18 protein-coding genes are annotated in these 16,359 nt (G+C 48.7%); 5 read left to right on the forward strand and 13 right to left on the reverse strand.

The features are described 5' to 3' along the window. Positions 1-61: 61 nt before the first annotated feature. From FGI41_RS19295 to FGI41_RS19315, 5 genes are all read right to left on the reverse strand, one after another. Positions 62-574 carry a DoxX family protein gene (locus FGI41_RS19295; protein WP_139491961.1) on the reverse strand — a complete coding sequence of 171 codons (513 nt, stop codon included), beginning with the start codon at positions 572-574 and terminating at the stop codon, positions 62-64. 162 nt (positions 575-736) lie between these two features. Then, positions 737-1,510, reverse strand: a complete 774-nt coding sequence (gene pstB, locus FGI41_RS19300; protein WP_139491962.1) for a phosphate ABC transporter ATP-binding protein PstB — start codon at positions 1,508-1,510, stop codon at positions 737-739. Between the two features lie 22 nt (positions 1,511-1,532). After that, positions 1,533-2,426 (reverse strand): phosphate ABC transporter permease PstA, encoded by an 894-nt coding sequence (gene pstA / locus FGI41_RS19305; RefSeq protein ID WP_139491963.1) that lies wholly within the window; start codon positions 2,424-2,426, stop codon positions 1,533-1,535. Between the two features lie 3 nt (positions 2,427-2,429). Beyond that, positions 2,430-3,293, reverse strand: coding sequence for a phosphate ABC transporter permease subunit PstC (gene pstC / locus FGI41_RS19310; protein ID WP_438358040.1), 864 nt, complete (start codon positions 3,291-3,293; stop codon positions 2,430-2,432). 235 nt (positions 3,294-3,528) lie between these two features. Then, complete coding sequence (locus tag FGI41_RS19315) at positions 3,529-4,455, reverse strand: phosphate ABC transporter substrate-binding protein (protein WP_139491965.1); 927 nt, start codon at positions 4,453-4,455, stop codon at positions 3,529-3,531. Positions 4,456-4,663: 208 nt separating this feature from the next. On the opposite strand from FGI41_RS19315, the gene FGI41_RS19320 reads away from it, so the two are divergent. From FGI41_RS19320 to FGI41_RS19340, 5 genes are all read left to right on the forward strand, one after another. After that, a complete protein-coding gene (locus FGI41_RS19320) occupies positions 4,664-5,815 on the forward strand; it encodes a chromate transporter (protein WP_218015244.1) in 1,152 nt (383 codons plus the stop codon). A 107-nt stretch (positions 5,816-5,922) separates the two neighbouring features. Further along, the gene (locus FGI41_RS19325; protein ID WP_139491967.1) at positions 5,923-6,795 is read left to right on the forward strand and encodes a LysR family transcriptional regulator; all 873 of its coding nucleotides are present in this window, start codon (positions 5,923-5,925) and stop codon (positions 6,793-6,795) included. 147 nt (positions 6,796-6,942) lie between these two features. Next, a complete protein-coding gene (locus FGI41_RS19330) occupies positions 6,943-7,872 on the forward strand; it encodes an AEC family transporter (RefSeq protein ID WP_139491968.1) in 930 nt (309 codons plus the stop codon). A gap of 324 nt (positions 7,873-8,196) precedes the next feature. Further along, positions 8,197-9,393, forward strand: a complete 1,197-nt coding sequence (locus FGI41_RS19335) for a cytochrome P450 (RefSeq protein ID WP_139491969.1) — start codon at positions 8,197-8,199, stop codon at positions 9,391-9,393. Positions 9,394-9,648: 255 nt separating this feature from the next. Next, positions 9,649-9,978 (forward strand): YrdB family protein, encoded by a 330-nt coding sequence (locus tag FGI41_RS19340; protein WP_255298543.1) that lies wholly within the window; start codon positions 9,649-9,651, stop codon positions 9,976-9,978. Positions 9,979-10,147: 169 nt separating this feature from the next. On the opposite strand, the gene FGI41_RS19345 is transcribed toward FGI41_RS19340, so the two are convergent. From FGI41_RS19345 to FGI41_RS19380, 8 genes are all read right to left on the reverse strand, one after another. Next, on the reverse strand, positions 10,148-10,768 hold the full coding sequence (locus FGI41_RS19345; RefSeq protein ID WP_139491970.1) for an SCO family protein: 621 nt from the start codon (positions 10,766-10,768) through the stop codon (positions 10,148-10,150). Between the two features lie 18 nt (positions 10,769-10,786). Then, a complete protein-coding gene (locus FGI41_RS19350; protein WP_176560356.1) occupies positions 10,787-11,203 on the reverse strand; it encodes a FixH family protein in 417 nt (138 codons plus the stop codon). Positions 11,204-11,266: 63 nt separating this feature from the next. Then, entirely contained in the window at positions 11,267-11,578 is a 312-nt protein-coding gene (locus tag FGI41_RS19355; protein ID WP_139491972.1) for a rhodanese-like domain-containing protein, read from the reverse strand. A gap of 117 nt (positions 11,579-11,695) precedes the next feature. Then, positions 11,696-12,718 (reverse strand): cytochrome d ubiquinol oxidase subunit II, encoded by a 1,023-nt coding sequence (locus FGI41_RS19360; protein ID WP_139491973.1) that lies wholly within the window; start codon positions 12,716-12,718, stop codon positions 11,696-11,698. Positions 12,719-12,737: 19 nt separating this feature from the next. After that, entirely contained in the window at positions 12,738-14,072 is a 1,335-nt protein-coding gene (locus tag FGI41_RS19365) for a cytochrome ubiquinol oxidase subunit I (RefSeq protein WP_139491974.1), read from the reverse strand. Between the two features lie 185 nt (positions 14,073-14,257). Continuing rightward, positions 14,258-14,605, reverse strand: coding sequence for a DUF4260 domain-containing protein (locus tag FGI41_RS19370; RefSeq protein ID WP_139491975.1), 348 nt, complete (start codon positions 14,603-14,605; stop codon positions 14,258-14,260). Between the two features lie 45 nt (positions 14,606-14,650). Next, a complete protein-coding gene (locus tag FGI41_RS19375) occupies positions 14,651-15,841 on the reverse strand; it encodes an FAD-dependent oxidoreductase (RefSeq protein ID WP_139491976.1) in 1,191 nt (396 codons plus the stop codon). Positions 15,842-15,870: 29 nt separating this feature from the next. Beyond that, positions 15,871-16,350 (reverse strand): FabA/FabZ family ACP-dehydratase, encoded by a 480-nt coding sequence (locus FGI41_RS19380; RefSeq protein ID WP_255298544.1) that lies wholly within the window; start codon positions 16,348-16,350, stop codon positions 15,871-15,873. Between the last annotated feature and the right edge of the window lie 9 nt (positions 16,351-16,359).

Here is a 16,359-nt window from a genome sequence, read left to right on the forward strand (position 1 = left end):
TTATTTGCTTTCCTTATATGTTGGATTAGCCAAATGTTGTATCAGCAACTAGTTAGATAGATTAAATACTCTGTGGCAGCTCTCCCTGCCCTGCTTTTCTTCCAAGCGCTTTTCTGTACATCGGAACCAGCCAACGGTCAATGCCGATTTTCCCTGCATTATAGCCTGCTACCAGAATGAACAAGCCGAAGATTACCATCTGTGGGTTGGTACTGGTCGTCCCGGAGAACATATAAGAGAAATTCATCACCAGACCCATCAACACAGCAAATGTTGTAAACGAACCAAGCAACAAGCCTACTCCTACCAAAAACTCTCCCCAAGGAACCAAGAAGTTAAACAAATCTACATTCGGTAACGCAAACCCATTGATAAAACCAGCCCACCAGGATTGAACAGACGGATGATCCCCAGATGCCTTCTCGATAGCCCCATGCAAAAACCCTGAGGCGTCAAATCCGCCACCTGCGATCTTTCCCCATCCTGCCTGCATCCAGGTCCAGCCCAAATACAGCCGAAGAGCCGTCAACAGATAGGATGCAAAAACAGTCTCTCTTAAAAATTTCAACACCACAAAAATCCCTCCACACTCTCTTTTTTACATTATTATCAATTCATCTTAACAACATGTCAATAGTGCAAAATGTTACTAAATACTAAAAAAGACAAGGCAGCCATTTCTCACTTTTATTGAAGGGAAATAGCTGTCTTGTCTCGTTGCAGGATCTAAATGGGATCAACCAAAACGTCCGCTGATATATTCCTCTGTCTTCTTGTTGCCAGGTGCAGTGAAGATGTTGGAGGTAATATCTTTCTCGATCAATTCGCCCATAAGGAAAAAGGCGGTCTCGTCAGAAATACGGGCGGCTTGGTGCATGTTGTGAGTGACGATGACGATGGTGTACTCTTCCTTCAGCTCCAGGATCAAGTCTTCGATCTTGGCGGTAGAGATCGGGTCGAGCGCTGATGCCGGTTCGTCCAACAGCAGGATCGACGGTTCCATCGCGATCGCGCGGGCGATACAGAGGCGCTGCTGTTGGCCGCCGGAGAGCGCGAGGGCCGATTCGTGCAGGCGATCTTTGACCTCGTCCCAGAGCGCTGCTTTGCGCAGGCTTTGTTCCACGATCACTTCCAGATCGGCTTTTTTCTTCGTGCCGTGGAAGCGCGGGGCGTACGCGATATTTTCAAAGATCGATTTGAAAAATGGGTTCGGACGCTGGAATACCATGCCGATCATCTGGCGCAGCCCTTCCATCCGAATCTGCTTTTGGTTGATGTCGAGGCCGTCGATCTCGATCTTACCGGTGACACGGCAGCCAGGGATCAGGTCGTTCATCCGGTTGATACAGCGCAGAAACGTAGATTTCCCGCAGCCGGACGGACCGATGAAAGCCGTCACGGCATTGCGCTGAATCTCCATGTTGATATTTTTCACAGCAAGTTTATCTCCGTAATAGACACACAGGTCGTCGGTGCTGATGATCGTATCGTGCAGGATTGTCTCGTTCATGTATTGGTTCTCACCCTTCTTCCTAAGATGCAGAAGCAGAAGTCATGCGGCGGTACAGCCATCTGCCGAACCATCTCGCGCCGATATTGAAGATCAGGACAGCGATAACGAGGACCGCAGCAGAACCGTCGGCAACCGCTCGCGCATCCGGTACAAGACCTTCTGTGTTGACTTTCCAGATGTGTACGGCGAGTGATTCAGCCGGACGGAATACGTTGAGCGGTGAGGTCGGGCTGTTCAGGTCAAAGTTGCTGTAGACCAGATCAGGAGAGCTCATCCCGGCGGTAAAGAGCAGGGCTGCCGCTTCCCCGAAGACACGGCCGGAGGCAAGGATCGCACCTGTGATGATACCCGGTATCGCTGCCGGCAGGATGACCGTTGTGATGGTCTTCCATTTGGTGACACCGAGTGCGTAGCTCGCTTCTTTTTGGTCGCGTGGGACAGAGCGGATCGCATCCTCGGTGATCCGCACCAGCAGCGGCAGGTTAAAGACAGTCAGGGCAAAAGCACCTGCGATAATCGAGTAGCCCCAGCCAGTCAAGTTAACGAACACCAAGAGACCAAACAGACCTACGACGATGGACGGCAGTGAGGACAACACCTCAATACTGAGTCGGATAAACTGGGTGAATTTATTGTCTGGTGCATACTCTGCCATGTAAATCCCGGCACCCAGACCGATCGGCAGTGCAATCGCCATGGTCAGAAACAGCAGATAGAACGAGTTGAATAATTGCGGACCGATACCACCACCCGGATTGAGGAGGTCTGGTGGAGAGGTCAGGAAGTGCCAGTTGAGCTTGGCAGCGCCGTTCTTAAGGATAAAGCCGAGCAAACCGAACAGGATCGCAATGATAATGACCGCAATCAGGGTCAAAAGGACGGTAGCGAGGCGGTCTTTCATTTTATTACTCATGGGTTACACCATCTTCTTTCTGCCCAGGATTCGGATCAATACGATGAAGAGGAACGACATGATCAAAAGCAACAGACCCATTGACCAAAGAGCATTGTTGTAAGCGGTACCTGGGATGGTGTTCCCCATGTTGAGCGTAATACCGCTGGTCAGTGTGCTGGTTGGGTCAAGCAGACTGCCAGGAAGCTTGGTGGTGTTACCGATTACCATCTGCACCGCGAGCGCTTCCCCGAAGGCACGGGCCATCCCGAGGACTACCGCTGTGAGACAACCAGGCATCGCGCTATGAAGTACGACATTCCAAATCGTCTGCCAACGGGTCGCACCCAGAGCCAGAGAAGCATTGCGGAGATCTTGGGAGACAGTCTCAATCGCATCGGTCGCGACACTGGTCACGGTCGGCAGGATCATGATGGAGAGCACGATACCCCCTGCGAGCAAGCTGAATCCAAGAACATTGAAGCTGTCACGAATCAAAGGAACCAACAGCGTAAGACCGACATAACCGTACACAACAGACGGAATACCAACGAGCAGCTCGACGACCGGCTTCAGTACTTTTTTCCCGAAGTTCGGTGCGATTTCGGTCATGAAGATGGCTGCCCCGATCCCGAGTGGAGCCGCAATCAATGCCGCGATTACCGTTACGATGAAAGAACCAAGAATATAGGAGAAGGCACCGAATTGGGCTGGTTCATCTTCCGGGTCCCATTTGCTGCTGCTCAAGAACTCGGATAGGCTCACTCCGTCGAAGGCAAAGGTAGCAATCCCTTTGGATGCGATGAAGTACGTGATCGAGAGTGTTACCACAATCAACAGACCCGCACACAGGAGTGTGATCACACGTCCTGACAGGTCTCCGAACATATGCGATTTATTTGGCGTCAGCAGCTTACGATGAATTTCTGATCGATCGGCAGAGCTCTTCCCATGTTGTTGTGGCACGGACTGGCTCCCCACCACTGTCGATCTCTCTACTTGATTCATGACGTACCCCCTATGAATGGTTAGAAGAACACACGAAGGAGGGGCAGACTAGCCCCCCTCAATGCGTTTCCATACGATATGGTCACATTTTCGTTACAATTTCGATGTGTTTGAATTATTTTTGAGTAATTTTGCCTTCAGCGTCGCGTTCTACTTTCATTTCATCACCAGGGATGTAACCAAGCTCAGTGATGATTTTTTTCACGTCATCAGAAGCCATGAACTCGAGGAATGCTTTTGCTGTACCGGTTGGCTCGCCTTTGGTGTACATGTGTTGGTAAGCCCATACTGGGTAGGTGTTGGTGGTGATGTTTTCAACAGTTGCTTCAACGCCGTCAAGCTTGAGACCTTTTACAGATTCATTGATGTAAGAAGTACCGAGGTAGCCGATTGCACCTGGAGTTTCTGCGATGATTTTACGAACAGTACCGGAGGAATCCTCTGTGATGCCTTCTGCTTCTTCAGCGCCGCCCAGAGCGAACTTGATGAAGGTTGCGCGAGTACCGGAGGACTTCGGACGGTTTACGAGGGTGATTTTTTGATCAGCACCGCCAACTTCTTTCCAGTTGGTGATTTTGCCTGTGAAGATGCCTACGAGTTGATCCTTGGTCAGGTTGTCAACGCCCACTTGTGGGTTAGCCGCTGCTACCATCCCTACTACTGCTACTTTATGGTCGACCAGCTCAGCTGCTGGAATTCCCTTTTTCTCTTCTGCGAAGATATCGGAGTTACCTACGGTTGCCGCACCACCGGATACTTGGGAGAGACCGGTACCGCTACCGCCGCCTTGTACTTGGATTTGCGCACCAGGATTCTTCTCCATGAAAAGTTTCGCTGCTTGCTCAGCAAGTGGTTGGATCGCAGTGGAACCTACAGCTGTTACAGGAGTGCTATCTACAGCAGGTGTTTCTGGAGTAGTTGTCCCTGCTTGCTCTTGTTGTCCTTGTTGAGCCGCTGGTTGTTGTGCGGTTTGACCGCAACCAGTCAGGAGAAGACCTACAGACATAACGCATGCCATGAAGACAGATGAAAACTTTTTCAAGGTAAAGCCTCCTTAAAATAAGTGGTGTTTGGTGTCATTCCTTCTACACTTGTTATGATAAAGGTCTAGCTTGAAGTGGGAGTTAAGCGTTTGTTAAGCAATTGTGAAGTTTGACATGCTTTGTTTCCTTCATATGGTTATGTCTTGTGCAACAGGTCTGCATTCTGTATGCTAACGGCATAGTTGTCATTGACAGGGAGTGATGATCGTGGATAAAGAAAAGCTGTGGGAAGTGACAACCGTCTTTCTCAAGCTGGGGCTGATCGCATTCGGCGGGCCGGCGGCACATACAGCAATGATGAAGGAGGAGTTCGTCGAGCGGCGTAAATGGGTCAGTGAACAGCGCTTCCTCGACCTGATGAGTGCGTCCAACCTGATCCCAGGCCCGAACTCGACGGAGCTTGCGATTCATCTGGGCTATGTGCGGGCAGGGTGGCTTGGTCTGATCCTCGCAGGAGCCTGCTTCATCCTGCCTGCGATGCTGATCGTCTTGGCCTTGGCCTACATCTATATGGAGTTTGGCAATATGCCAGAGCTGGGCAGTATTCTCTACGGGATGAAGCCGGTGATTATGGCGATTGTCATCCATGCGCTCTGGGGACTGGGCAAAACCGCTGTGAAAAACACCACGCTCGCCATCATCGGTGGTGTGGCAGCAGTCCTTGCTTTTGCCGGGGTGAATGAAATTCTCCTGCTCGTCTTAGCCGGCGGCCTGATGTATTTCCTCTATAAAAGAAAAGAGCGCGGACAACAAGCCCACGCTCTCCTACCCCCTACCCTGCCATTCCTCATGGTCTCCTCGGCACCCGCTTTGTTGACAGGTGCAGCCAAGACGGCGGCGGTCGGGCAATTATTCTGGACGTTTCTCAAAATCGGTTCGGTACTGTACGGCAGCGGCTACGTGCTGCTTGCATTTCTTCAGTCTGAATTCGTGGAAAAATGGCAGGTACTCACCCCGCAGCAGCTGCTTGATGCGGTAGCCATCGGACAGTTCACACCGGGGCCGGTATTTACGACCGCTACCTTCGTTGGATATGTGGTCGCAGGGACGCCGGGGGCGATTGTCTCGACGGTAGGGATTTTCTTGCCTGCATTCGTCTTCGTCGCATTGGTGAATCCGTGGGTGGAGAAGCTACGGAGCTCCCAAGCGACCGGGGCCCTGTTGGACGGTATTAATGTAGGCTCACTTGCATTGATGGCAGTCGTGACTCTGCAGCTCGGGATGGCATCACTGATCGATGGGCTGAGTATCGTGCTGGCACTGGTGTCGCTTGTGATCGTCTTCCGCTACAAAATCAACAGTGCATGGCTCGTGCTCGGCGGCGGGGTGATCGGTATGCTCTCAGGCTACTTGAGTTAGATAGTCGCAGATTATCCCTAACACTCGGATTCTTGCCTTCTTCCTCATTTTTAGCCATACTAAGCATCTAGATAGAAATCCGGGACTCTACTGAGAGGAAGTCGCACATGGATGATCGAGACTGGCTAATCCTGAAGGTTCTCTATGAGAAAAAGAATATAACCAAGACAGCGCAAAGCTTATATATAACCCAGCCCTCCCTAACCAAGCGGCTGCAACAGATGGAAAAGGAATTCAAAGTCACCATCGTTCAGCGCGGAACACGCGGCGTACAATTCACCCCACAAGGCGAATACCTCGCCAAATGCGCGGACGAGATGCTCAACCGCCTGCGCCAGATCAAAGAAGAAGCCTTAAATATGGAGAATGAAGTGATGGGCACCCTGCGGCTTGCCGTCTCCAACTATATCTCCATCCACAAGCTCCCCCGCCTGCTCAAGCTCTTTCAGGAGAGATACCCCAAGGTAGATTACAAGGTGATTACAGGCTGGAGCAGTGAAGTCTTTAACCACGTCTACAATCATGATGTACATATCGGGATCGTACGGGGCGATTATGAATGGGCCGAATCCAAAACGCTTCTTTTTGAAGAGAATATCTGTATTGCCTCCCTCCAAAAAATCAAGCCGGAGGATCTGCCCACCCTGCCCCGGATCGAGTATGACAGTGATAACCTCTTAAAGTCGCTGATCGACAACTGGTGGAGCCGCACCTATTCGAAGCCCCCGCTGATCGGCATGGAAGTGGACAACGGGGAAACCTGTAAAGAGATGGTCCAAAACGGGCTAGGCTATGGCATCCTACCAAGCGTCCTCGTCGAAAACTATCCCCATCTGCATCTCATCCCGATCAAGGATAAAGACGACAACCCGATCGTACGCAAGACCTGGATGTTTTATCACCAGCAAACCCTCGAAATGAAGGTCGTCCAAGAGTTCGTCCAATTCGTCGAAGGACTGGATTTCAAACATGATATCTAAAGCAAACGTGGAGCATGAATGCATGCCCCACGTTTTTTATTCCTTTTCTCTATATCCAGCGATAGAGGATTTGTATTTTATTGATTCGGGAATTAAAACTATGATAAAACTGTGAACATTTTCAAGATGAATAGGTTGGTGACTTCTATGAATGTTTTTACTCTGATCATCCTTGACGTAATCTTACCTATATTTACTCTAATCGGAGTCGGTGCCTTTCTGCATCGTAAATTCAATCTGGATATGGGGACGTTGTCGAAATTGAATACCCACCTCCTGCTTCCCGTTGTGAGCTTTCTCAGCATATATGAGAGCAAAATGGCAGGTGAAACGCTCTTCCACATTATTGGTTTTCTATTGTTGCAAAGCGTTTGTATGATCATCCTCAGTGTGGGAATCGCCAAGGTAGCGCATATGGATCGAAGTCTTTCTGCCGCTTTTCAAAACAGTGTCGTTCTGTTCAACTCAGCTAACTACGGGCTGCCGATCAGCCAGCTTGTTTTTCAGCATAACCCGTTTGGCGCATCGATCCAGATCGTCATTATCATTTTCCAAACGATGCTCACGAACACGTGGGGGTTGAAGAACTCGATTTCAGCCAGTATCTCCGGATTAGGTGCTGTGAAAGAATTTATGAAAAACCCGGTCTTTTGTGCACTCTTATTAGGATTTATCTTCCATGCCCTATCCATTCAGATCCCGACATTTATCATGACCCCGATGGAGAATCTATCCACATCGTTTCTGGCGATTGCACTGGTTACCTTGGGTGCACAAAGCGCTCATCTGAATATCAAGCAGGTCTCCCGGCCGCTTGTGCTCAGTCTAGCAGGCCGCTTGGTGCTCTCTCCGCTTGTTGCCTTGGCTGTCATCTTCGCTCTCGGATTGGACGGAGTTACGGCACAGGCCCTGTTCATCGCAAGCTCATTCCCAAGCTCTCGGAACAGTGCGCTTTTGGCCCTGCAATACGGTAATCATCCAGAGTATGCGGCACAGACGGTGTTGGTGTCGACGATCCTCAGCAGTGTGACGGTTGCGCTGGTGGTGTATGTATCGAAGATTTTGTTCCCTTATTAAGAGCAGCAATGAAATCGGCTCCCTGACAGAGAGTAAAATTAAGCCGCAATTAAATAATATTAATGAAGGAAAAAATAGCGAGCCGCCTGGTAAATGAACGATGACCCTAATTGTGGACATTTAGTGAAAGGTCCCCGGCCGCAATGCTCATAAAAAGAGACTTCTGAATTCATCAGAAGTCTCTTTTTATGAGCATTGGCAACGATTTGACCTTCGAAAACAGCTGATCTGACTTCACTAACAAAAATAGAAATAAGCACTTGCTAACTCACAAAAACAATAGTAAATTAATTACATAACAGATATAGAAAGGAATGTTTTGGAATGAGTGAGGAGAGAGGAAGTAAGATACTTTTCAGGAGTATATTTCAAACAAAGGAAGAAATATGGGAAGGTCGTTTTGATTATTTCAAAAAGATGCGAGCTGAATCACCTGTTCGATATGACGAAAATGGACAACTGTGGGATATCTTTTTATACGAGGACATCGTTGATATTTTAAAGAATCCAAAAGTATTCTCGTCCGAAAGAAAAAACAAAAACATTCCGACTACTCAAAGTATTATTGCACTCGACCCACCAAGACATAGCCAAATGCGTTCATTGGTTAATCAAGCTTTCACCCCTCGAACAATCCAATCATGGGCTCCCCGCATACAATACCATATTGATCAACTACTTGACAAAGTAAAAGATGAAAATGAATTCGATATCGTCAATACAATCGCCTTTCCATTACCCCTTACCATTATTGGAACGATCATCGGCGTACCTAACAGTGACATGGACAAGTTCAGAGAATGGACCATCTCAGTCATTACGGGGCCTGCCAATAACTCTAAAGAAGCTATTGAAGAAAGTACAAAAAGGGTGTATGAAGGCTTTAAAAATCTTGCTGATTACTTTCTTCAAATCATTGAGCAAAAGCGAAAAGATCCCCAAGACGACATCATTTCTGTGCTGATCGGGGTGGAACAAGACGGTGTTAAATTAACCGATAAAGAGCTGGTTGGCTTCTCTATTAATCTGCTCATTGCAGGACACGAGACGACAACGAATCTCATTACCAACGCGATGTATTGTTTCTTAGAGCATCCGTCAGTATTTAATGAAATAAAACAAGACCCTGCTTTACTATCAAAAGCAATTGAAGAAGTACTGCGTTATCGCTCCCCGGTTCATGCTATGCCTCGAATTGTAAAAGAAGATATCGAAATACGCGGCCAGCAATTGAAAGCCGGGGACGAAGTAGTTTTATGGATTGGTTCAGCAAACCGAGATGAAAACCAATTCGACCGGGCTGATCAATTTGATTTGCACCGCACTTCCAATCAACATATTGCATTTGGTAGTGGTATTCATTTTTGTCTAGGGGCGCCTTTATCTCGTCTTGAAGCAACTCTTGCATTAACTGAAATCGTAAAAAGATTTCCAAATATGAAATTAAAAGATGTTGAGCTTGAACCCCTTCGAAGCCCGTTAATGTATGGGTTAAAAAGTTTGTATGTTACCAAAGAGTAAAGCGTTACCCAGATTGTTACATACCCGTATGTTATAGCAGTGATAAAAAAGCTGGAACTGTAATTCCATGAAAATAAGCCTCACAATTTGGTTTACACCAAGTTGTGAGGTGCTTTTTTTAAAAATTTTATCGCTCTCAAATTGTTACTTCGAGTGACGAAGCCGTAGAGTTTTGTTGAAATGGATTTAACATAAGATAATCTTTTTAAGGAGGTATTTGAGATTAATCCACTTAATTTATCTTTACGATTTTTGTTGGAGCTTGTTGCACTATTTTCCATCGGAACATTCGCTTGGACTCATTTCAACGGATTTGCAAGATACGCTTTGGTCTTGATTTTACCTGCTTTTGTCATGATTATTTGGAGTGTGTTTGCTGTACCTGGCGACCCAAGCAGAGGCAGCGACGGAGTTGTGGCAGTAAGCGGGATGACAAGATTGATTCTAGAATTCTTCGTTTTTGGTGCGGGATTTATTGCGCTTTACTATAGCAGCTCTAGGATCTATAGCCTTACATTCCTGTTGCTTATCGTACTGCATTACGTAGCTTCATTAGATCGGATAAAATGGTTGTTAGAGCGATGATTCATGATTCTTCACCCAATCTTACAACGTTAATGAGATGAAAACACAAATGACCCGTAAGACGTTCACTTTTTCAAGTGTCCATCTTGCGGGTCATCGTTCATAAAGGGCAACTTGCCCTTTTTCTCTTTGCCTTGAACTTGCGGCAATCCACATTAGCAGTGGTCTGCTATTCTTTTGCCAGTGCCTTCATATCTGCCAAAATCTCTTCTGTATCCATATCCCCGGCCATGCCGTACATCTTGCGCAGGTTCTGGTTTTTGTCCACGAGGAACGTCTTCATCGTATGGATATACAGGCCGTTCTCCTGCTTGAGCGCGCCGACGCCGAATCGGGCCAGTGCTTCTTTAATCTGATCAGGAGTGCCGGTCAGGTACTGCCAGCCGCTGAAATCAGCGTTGAACTTGGCTGCGTACTCCTTCAGCGCTTCCGGCGTATCATTTTCCGGGTCAAAGGAGATCGTCACCAGCTCCACATCGGTACCGAACAAGCCTTCGTTTTTGAGCTCATCTTGGATCTCAGACATGATCTGGGTGGTAGGCGGGCACACATCCGGACATCTGGTGAAGATGAACGAGACTAAGCGCACCTTGCCGTTATGCTGTGAGAATTGATACGGCTGTCCTGTCACTTCCTGCATGTCAAAATCATCGATGGCTTTGATCACCGGGATATCGGGCTGTCCCCACCACTTACCGTAGCCAAAGGCGGTTCCCGCGACGATGATCAGCACGAGGACGGACATGATCACCCAGTACATTTTTGATACTTGCGGTTGTTTCTGCTCCATGATCTATTTCTCCCCTTCTTACTCTTTCAGGTTGTACGTGTAGGTATAGGTCTGGCTGTTGCCTTGCTCATCCTGCCACTCCAGAGTGATCTGCCAGTCGCCCTCCATCATGAGGTGCGGCCCCTCGCCCGTCCACGTTCCGTCCGGTTGCGGAGTCAATTCCAGATCGCTTTTACCGTGATCCATATTCGGCATGGCAAAATGCAGGATGGCTTTTCCCGTCGTCAGCTTCTGATTAGACTTGTCCGTGACCACAGCGGAATATGTATTGATACCCACAATTCCCGGGGAAATAGTCAGCACGCCCTGGGTGTCCCCGCTCTTCGCTTCAAAGCGCGGCGGTGTCTTCTCCTGCCCCTCCTCTGTCTGGGTGCATCCGGCAAGCATCAGCATGACAACACTTGCACACAAGAGCAACCATCTAAGCCTGTTCATACTCGTCTCCCCCGTTTCTATAGAAAAAGCACCGAACTGGGTAAGCCCGATGCCACCAACCATTTATCGTGCGACGTTACCAGTCCATGCGAGCATGCCGCCCACCATGTTGGCCGCTTTGATTCCGTGATGAGCCAAGAATTCAGCCGCATTGTGACTGCGCATACCGCTGCGGCAGACCATGATGATTTCCTTGGATGTATCAAACTTATCGAGGTTCTCAGGTACTGTACCGAGTGGGATCAGTTCCGCTTCTGCGATATGACCTTGCTCCCATTCGTGTGGTTCACGCACATCTATGATTTGAACATTTTCCCCTTTTGTGATTTTCTCTTCTACTTCTTGAGGAGTAATTTCTTTTACTGCTTGATCCATGCGCCCCAACCTTTCGTCCTTCGTCTTTTACATCTTCCATCATACCACAAGTATGGAAAAGGGAAAAATAAGCAAGCACCCCGCAGGCTGGGCGATAGTGCTTGCTACCTGCGCCCTTTATTTCTTAGTCGGGACTCCCTGCACATATTTGGTGTCGAACAGGAACAGACGCATCAGAAGAATCAGCGATGGAACCAGCAACAATAGTCCCGCGATAAAGGCAATCACCAAAGCCACACCCATCTGCGGGCTGGTCACACTGTTCTCGATGGTGATATAGGGATAGAGCAAATACGGCAAGTGGGATTTGCCATATCCAAAGAAGGCAAAGGCGAACTGCAGCATCACGAACACGAACCCGACACCGTAGTTGCGCTGCTTGAACAGCACAGCCAACGCGATCAGGAAGCACCCGAATGACGCGAGGAACATCCAACTGTTATTCAGCATGTTCTCAAAGTGATACGGATTATGTGTACGGATCGAAAGAAATACCATGAAGCTGGCAAAAATCGTCGGCAGACTCCACATGATCGCGTACGAGCGGAGCAGCTTGGTCGCCTGTACGTCCCTTGCTTTGTCCGCATAATACGTGAGGAAGCTCGCACTGATGAACAAGACGCTCACAATCGCGAGGAACACCACCGCCCATGAGTACGGACTGGTCAAAAGCTTATCGAGCATCAGGTTGACATTCTCGCCTTTTTGCTCGATATAGCCGCCCTCTGAGATCGTCAGAACCGTCGCAAGCGATGCGGGAATGAACAGTCCTGTCACCCCGTAGATGAACTGATACAGTAGACTGTCCCGCGCTCCATAGTGGGCAAACGCGTAGAAGGAGCCGCGAAGAGACAACAGCACCAGCGCAATACTACCCGGCACCAACAGCGCCGTTCCATAATAGTAAGCCGTATTCGGGAAGAATCCGACCAAGCCTACTACGAAGAAGATCAGGAAGACGTTGGTCACTTCCCACACCGGCGACAGATAACGCTCAATGATCCCGTTGACGATGTGGTCTTCTTTTTTGATCCGACAATAAAAGGAGAAGAATCCCGCGCCGAAGTCAATCGAGGCAACGATGATATAGCCGTACAGAAAGATCCAAAGTACTGTAATACCCAACAGTTCCAATGTCATGGCGTGTGACCTCCTCTCGCTATTTCTCCACAGGGATGGCAGGCAGCTCGGCTTCGGCCGGTTTGTTCTTAAACATACGGGTCAGGACAAAAGAGGAGACGATTCCAAGGAACAGGTACAGCGCACTGAACAGAATCAGCATCTCCCCTACATTATCCGCCGTAGTCGCAGCATGTGCCGTCTTCATATAGCCCACCAGAATCCACGGCTGACGCCCGATCTCCGAGAAAATCCAACCCAGCTCAATCGCCAGCATCGCCAGTGGAGCCGCGATCACAATCCCGCGAAGCAGCAGCCGTGGTGCGCCCTGCTCCCGACGGATGCGGGTGAACAGCCAGTACAGCACCGGAATGGCCGCCATGTACATCCCAATCGCCGCCATCCCGTCAAACAGATAGTGGATAAACAGCGGTGGCCAGTATTCTTTCGGAATATCATTGAGACCGATTACTTCATAATCAGGTGAGCCACCCGCCAGGATGCTCAGCACATACGGAATCTCGATGGCGTGCTTGACCTCCTGCGTCTCTTTGTCCAACACACCGCCGAAGACCAGCTCTGCCTGTGGCTTCGTCTCAAAATGCCATTCCGCCGCTGCCAGCTTGGCTGGTTGGTACTCCGCGAGATATTTCCCCGCGATATCGCCCCAGACCGCCGTACCGATCGAGAACAGAAAGGCAAGCGTCAAGGTGAGGTTGAGTGCTTTGCGGTAGTACGAGTGCTTCTTGCCTGTTAACAGTTGAAAAGCCGCAATCGCCGCCAGCACGTACGCACTGGTCGCATATGATGAGAGAATCATATGCCCTGCCTTGGACGGGGTAGCTGGGTTGAACATCGCTACCAGCGGCTGAATATCCACAATCGCGCCATTCACCAGGTTAAAGCCTTGTGGTGCGTTCATGAAGGCATTGACTGTCATAATGAAGAAAGCCGATGCGGTCGATCCGAGAATCACCGGAATACTGAATGCCCAGTGAATATACGGATTTTTGAACCGATTCCACGTATACAGATAAATCCCGAGGAAAATCGCCTCGAAGAAAAAGGCAAAGGTCTCCAGAAAGAGCGGCAAAGCAATCGCTTCCCCAGCTATTTTCATAAAGGTGGGCCAAAGCAGGCTGAGCTGCAGACCAATACAGGTTCCTGTCACCACTCCGACGGCGACCGTGACGGTGAAGCCTTTACTCCAACGGCGGGCCATCAGCGTGTAAGCGGGGTCTTTTTTGCGGATTCCCAGCCACTCCGCGACGGATATCATCACGGGAATGCCTACGCCCAGTGCAGCAAAAATGATGTGAAACCCGAGTGTCAGTGAAGTCAGAATGCGGGCAAGCATGGTATTATCCAGTTCCATGAATCTCCCCTCCTGTTTACCATTCTATATGTGAAGTTTATCACAACATGAATCGTTTTTTTGTGCTATGGCGGGGAGTTATGTGAACAGTCAGGGGCGAAACGGTGGCAGATTTGTCACAACAGAAAAAAGCCCCCATCTTCTGATGAGGACTTTATCGAAACAGATATTATCTTTCCAATTTTCTACACGCGGCCCAAGTGGGTATCTTTAAAACCAGTTGGATATTTCAGACCGTATCCGACCAGACGATCCATGCCGATATGTGCAGCCCAGATTAACCCGATGCTCAACACCAAATTATCCTGTACCAAGATTCCATAGAGCAGCAGTGGAATCACCACTACATACGTATGCCCTACGTTATAAAGCACGCTGCCAATCTGTGGATTGATCAGATATCCAAGCATGAAGATATCTGGTGCCAAGAGTAAAATGGCAAACAGCAGCCAGTCAGCACTCACCTGATTGTAGAAATACACTGACAATACCAAAACAAATAGACCTTCCAGATGTAGAATTGCTTTGTTCATGAAACACCTTCACCTCTTACCTTAATTCAAATATGGATAGTGGAATTATCCACGAACTCCAAAAGCAATCCGCTTCATCACTTTGTATTTCAACGGGATCGCATTGAGCACCCGATAGAAACTGCGTCGTGCAAAGGCGCGAAGCGGGCCTTTGAGGGAAAGCATTCTTTCTTGTTGTCCTTGGAATCTCTGGATGAATGCCGTATCCGTCTTACGGATTTCTTGCAGCTTACGGAGAGTTTCGTCGGGAACGGTCTGATTGCCATGTTTTTGGAAATGTTCCACCAACAGCGGTGCCAATTCATATGAGTCTTGGATCGCCAAGTTCACACCTTGACCCAGAACCGGTGAGAAGGTATGGGCTGAATCCCCGATTAATACGAAGCCGTCACGGGACCACTTTTCAGCATATGCGGAGAAGATATCGAGAAGAACAGTATCTTCCCAGCTGGTCACATGTTTCTGTACGATTCCGTCAAAGGCTGGTTCCATCAAGCATACATCCTCATAGAAGTGTTGCAGACCACGAGCTTTGACATCACGGAAACCGCCTTTTGGAATATTATACCCTATACGGAGTAAATTTGGATAGGTAGGAAGAATAATCAAATGTTTGTTTTCAAGCGCCTTGATTCGGATGACAGTCCCCCAGTCATCTGGACGAGGAAGACGGAACCAGATCAAGTCACGGTCAAATGTAGAGATGTTTGCTTCCAGACCGGCCAGTTTTCTCATGAGACTGTAGCGCCCATCCCCTGCAACGACGACAGAGGAGCGGATTTCGAAGGTTTCTGTGCCTTGTTTGACTATGACACCCACCACTTTGCCCTCTTCCTCAATCAGCTTGCTGCAGTTGGCTCCCGACATCATGCTGAAATTCGGATAGACCGAAGCCAAATCGATCAACGCCTGCATCAAGCTCGGTTGCGGCAGGTCGATACTCAGTGTTTTGAATCGACGGTAATCCATTTCGAAGATGCGTTTGCCTTCACCGTACATCATCATTCCTTCTATATTGATGTAACCGTCTGGACGCAGCTTTTCTAACACACCCAGTTCTTCTAAAATCTCTACCGAACCGGATGAAATCGACTCTCCACGGAATTCGCGTTGAAACGAGGTGTTGCGCTCCAGCAAGGTTACCTTAATTCCTTGTTTCGCCAACATCAGGGCCAGTGTAGACCCAGCAGGACCGGAACCGACAATACATACGTCAGTCTGAATTACGTTAGACATATGACTTTCCTCCTCATGCTTTCATAAGTCTATGGTAAATAAAATACCAGTTCCCCTTTGGACGCTTTCTTGCCCGTGTTGAGAATGGTCAAGGTTGCTTTGGTAGTGTAGTAATTGCCCACGCGCTCCTTCATCTCAACGACGATTTTGAGGCTGTCGCCTGGTTGCACCGGATTGTAAAAACGGAAATCCTTGTTCTGCACCAGATAGCCAATCAGCGGCTCTGCACCGTCTGACTCAGACATCGCGATGGTCAGCAGCATGCTTGCCTGCGCCGCCATTTCGATCTGTAGAACACCCGGTACGATTGGTTCACCTGGGAAGTGGCCTGTGAAATATGGCTCGTTGTACGCAAGGTTTTTGATACAGACGATTTTTTTCCCATTGACTTCCTCTACTCGGTCGATGAACAGGAATGGAGGGGCTTGCTTGAGAAGCTCGTGAGGCTTTTTGGTCAGTACAACAGAAGGAGTTGCTTTTTCTTCAGTAACAGTCGTCATCTCAGACATAAAAGGTTC

This window comes from Brevibacillus dissolubilis (genome assembly GCF_006170445.1).
In the GTDB taxonomy this organism is placed as follows: domain Bacteria; phylum Bacillota; class Bacilli; order Brevibacillales; family Brevibacillaceae; genus Brevibacillus_B; species Brevibacillus_B dissolubilis.

What these genes read in the sequence shown, in the direction of transcription:
- FGI41_RS19330 (WP_139491968.1), top strand. Translation starts at nt 6,943, where the DNA reads ATGAATGTTTTTACTCTGATCATCCTTGACGTAATCTTACCTATATTT.
- FGI41_RS19360 (WP_139491973.1), bottom strand. Translation starts at nt 12,718, where the DNA reads ATGACATTGGAACTGTTGGGTATTACAGTACTTTGGATCTTTCTGTAC.
- FGI41_RS19350 (WP_176560356.1), bottom strand. Translation starts at nt 11,203, where the DNA reads ATGAACAGGCTTAGATGGTTGCTCTTGTGTGCAAGTGTTGTCATGCTG.
- FGI41_RS19335 (WP_139491969.1), top strand. Translation starts at nt 8,197, where the DNA reads ATGAGTGAGGAGAGAGGAAGTAAGATACTTTTCAGGAGTATATTTCAA.
- FGI41_RS19375 (WP_139491976.1), bottom strand. Translation starts at nt 15,841, where the DNA reads ATGTCTAACGTAATTCAGACTGACGTATGTATTGTCGGTTCCGGTCCT.
- FGI41_RS19380 (WP_255298544.1), bottom strand. Translation starts at nt 16,350, where the DNA reads ATGTCTGAGATGACGACTGTTACTGAAGAAAAAGCAACTCCTTCTGTT.
- FGI41_RS19370 (WP_139491975.1), bottom strand. Translation starts at nt 14,605, where the DNA reads ATGAACAAAGCAATTCTACATCTGGAAGGTCTATTTGTTTTGGTATTG.
- pstA (WP_139491963.1), bottom strand. Translation starts at nt 2,426, where the DNA reads ATGAGTAATAAAATGAAAGACCGCCTCGCTACCGTCCTTTTGACCCTG.
- FGI41_RS19355 (WP_139491972.1), bottom strand. Translation starts at nt 11,578, where the DNA reads ATGGATCAAGCAGTAAAAGAAATTACTCCTCAAGAAGTAGAAGAGAAA.
- pstB (WP_139491962.1), bottom strand. Translation starts at nt 1,510, where the DNA reads ATGAACGAGACAATCCTGCACGATACGATCATCAGCACCGACGACCTG.
- FGI41_RS19345 (WP_139491970.1), bottom strand. Translation starts at nt 10,768, where the DNA reads ATGGAGCAGAAACAACCGCAAGTATCAAAAATGTACTGGGTGATCATG.
- pstC (WP_438358040.1), bottom strand. Translation starts at nt 3,293, where the DNA reads ATGTTCGGAGACCTGTCAGGACGTGTGATCACACTCCTGTGTGCGGGT.
- FGI41_RS19365 (WP_139491974.1), bottom strand. Translation starts at nt 14,072, where the DNA reads ATGGAACTGGATAATACCATGCTTGCCCGCATTCTGACTTCACTGACA.
- FGI41_RS19325 (WP_139491967.1), top strand. Translation starts at nt 5,923, where the DNA reads ATGGATGATCGAGACTGGCTAATCCTGAAGGTTCTCTATGAGAAAAAG.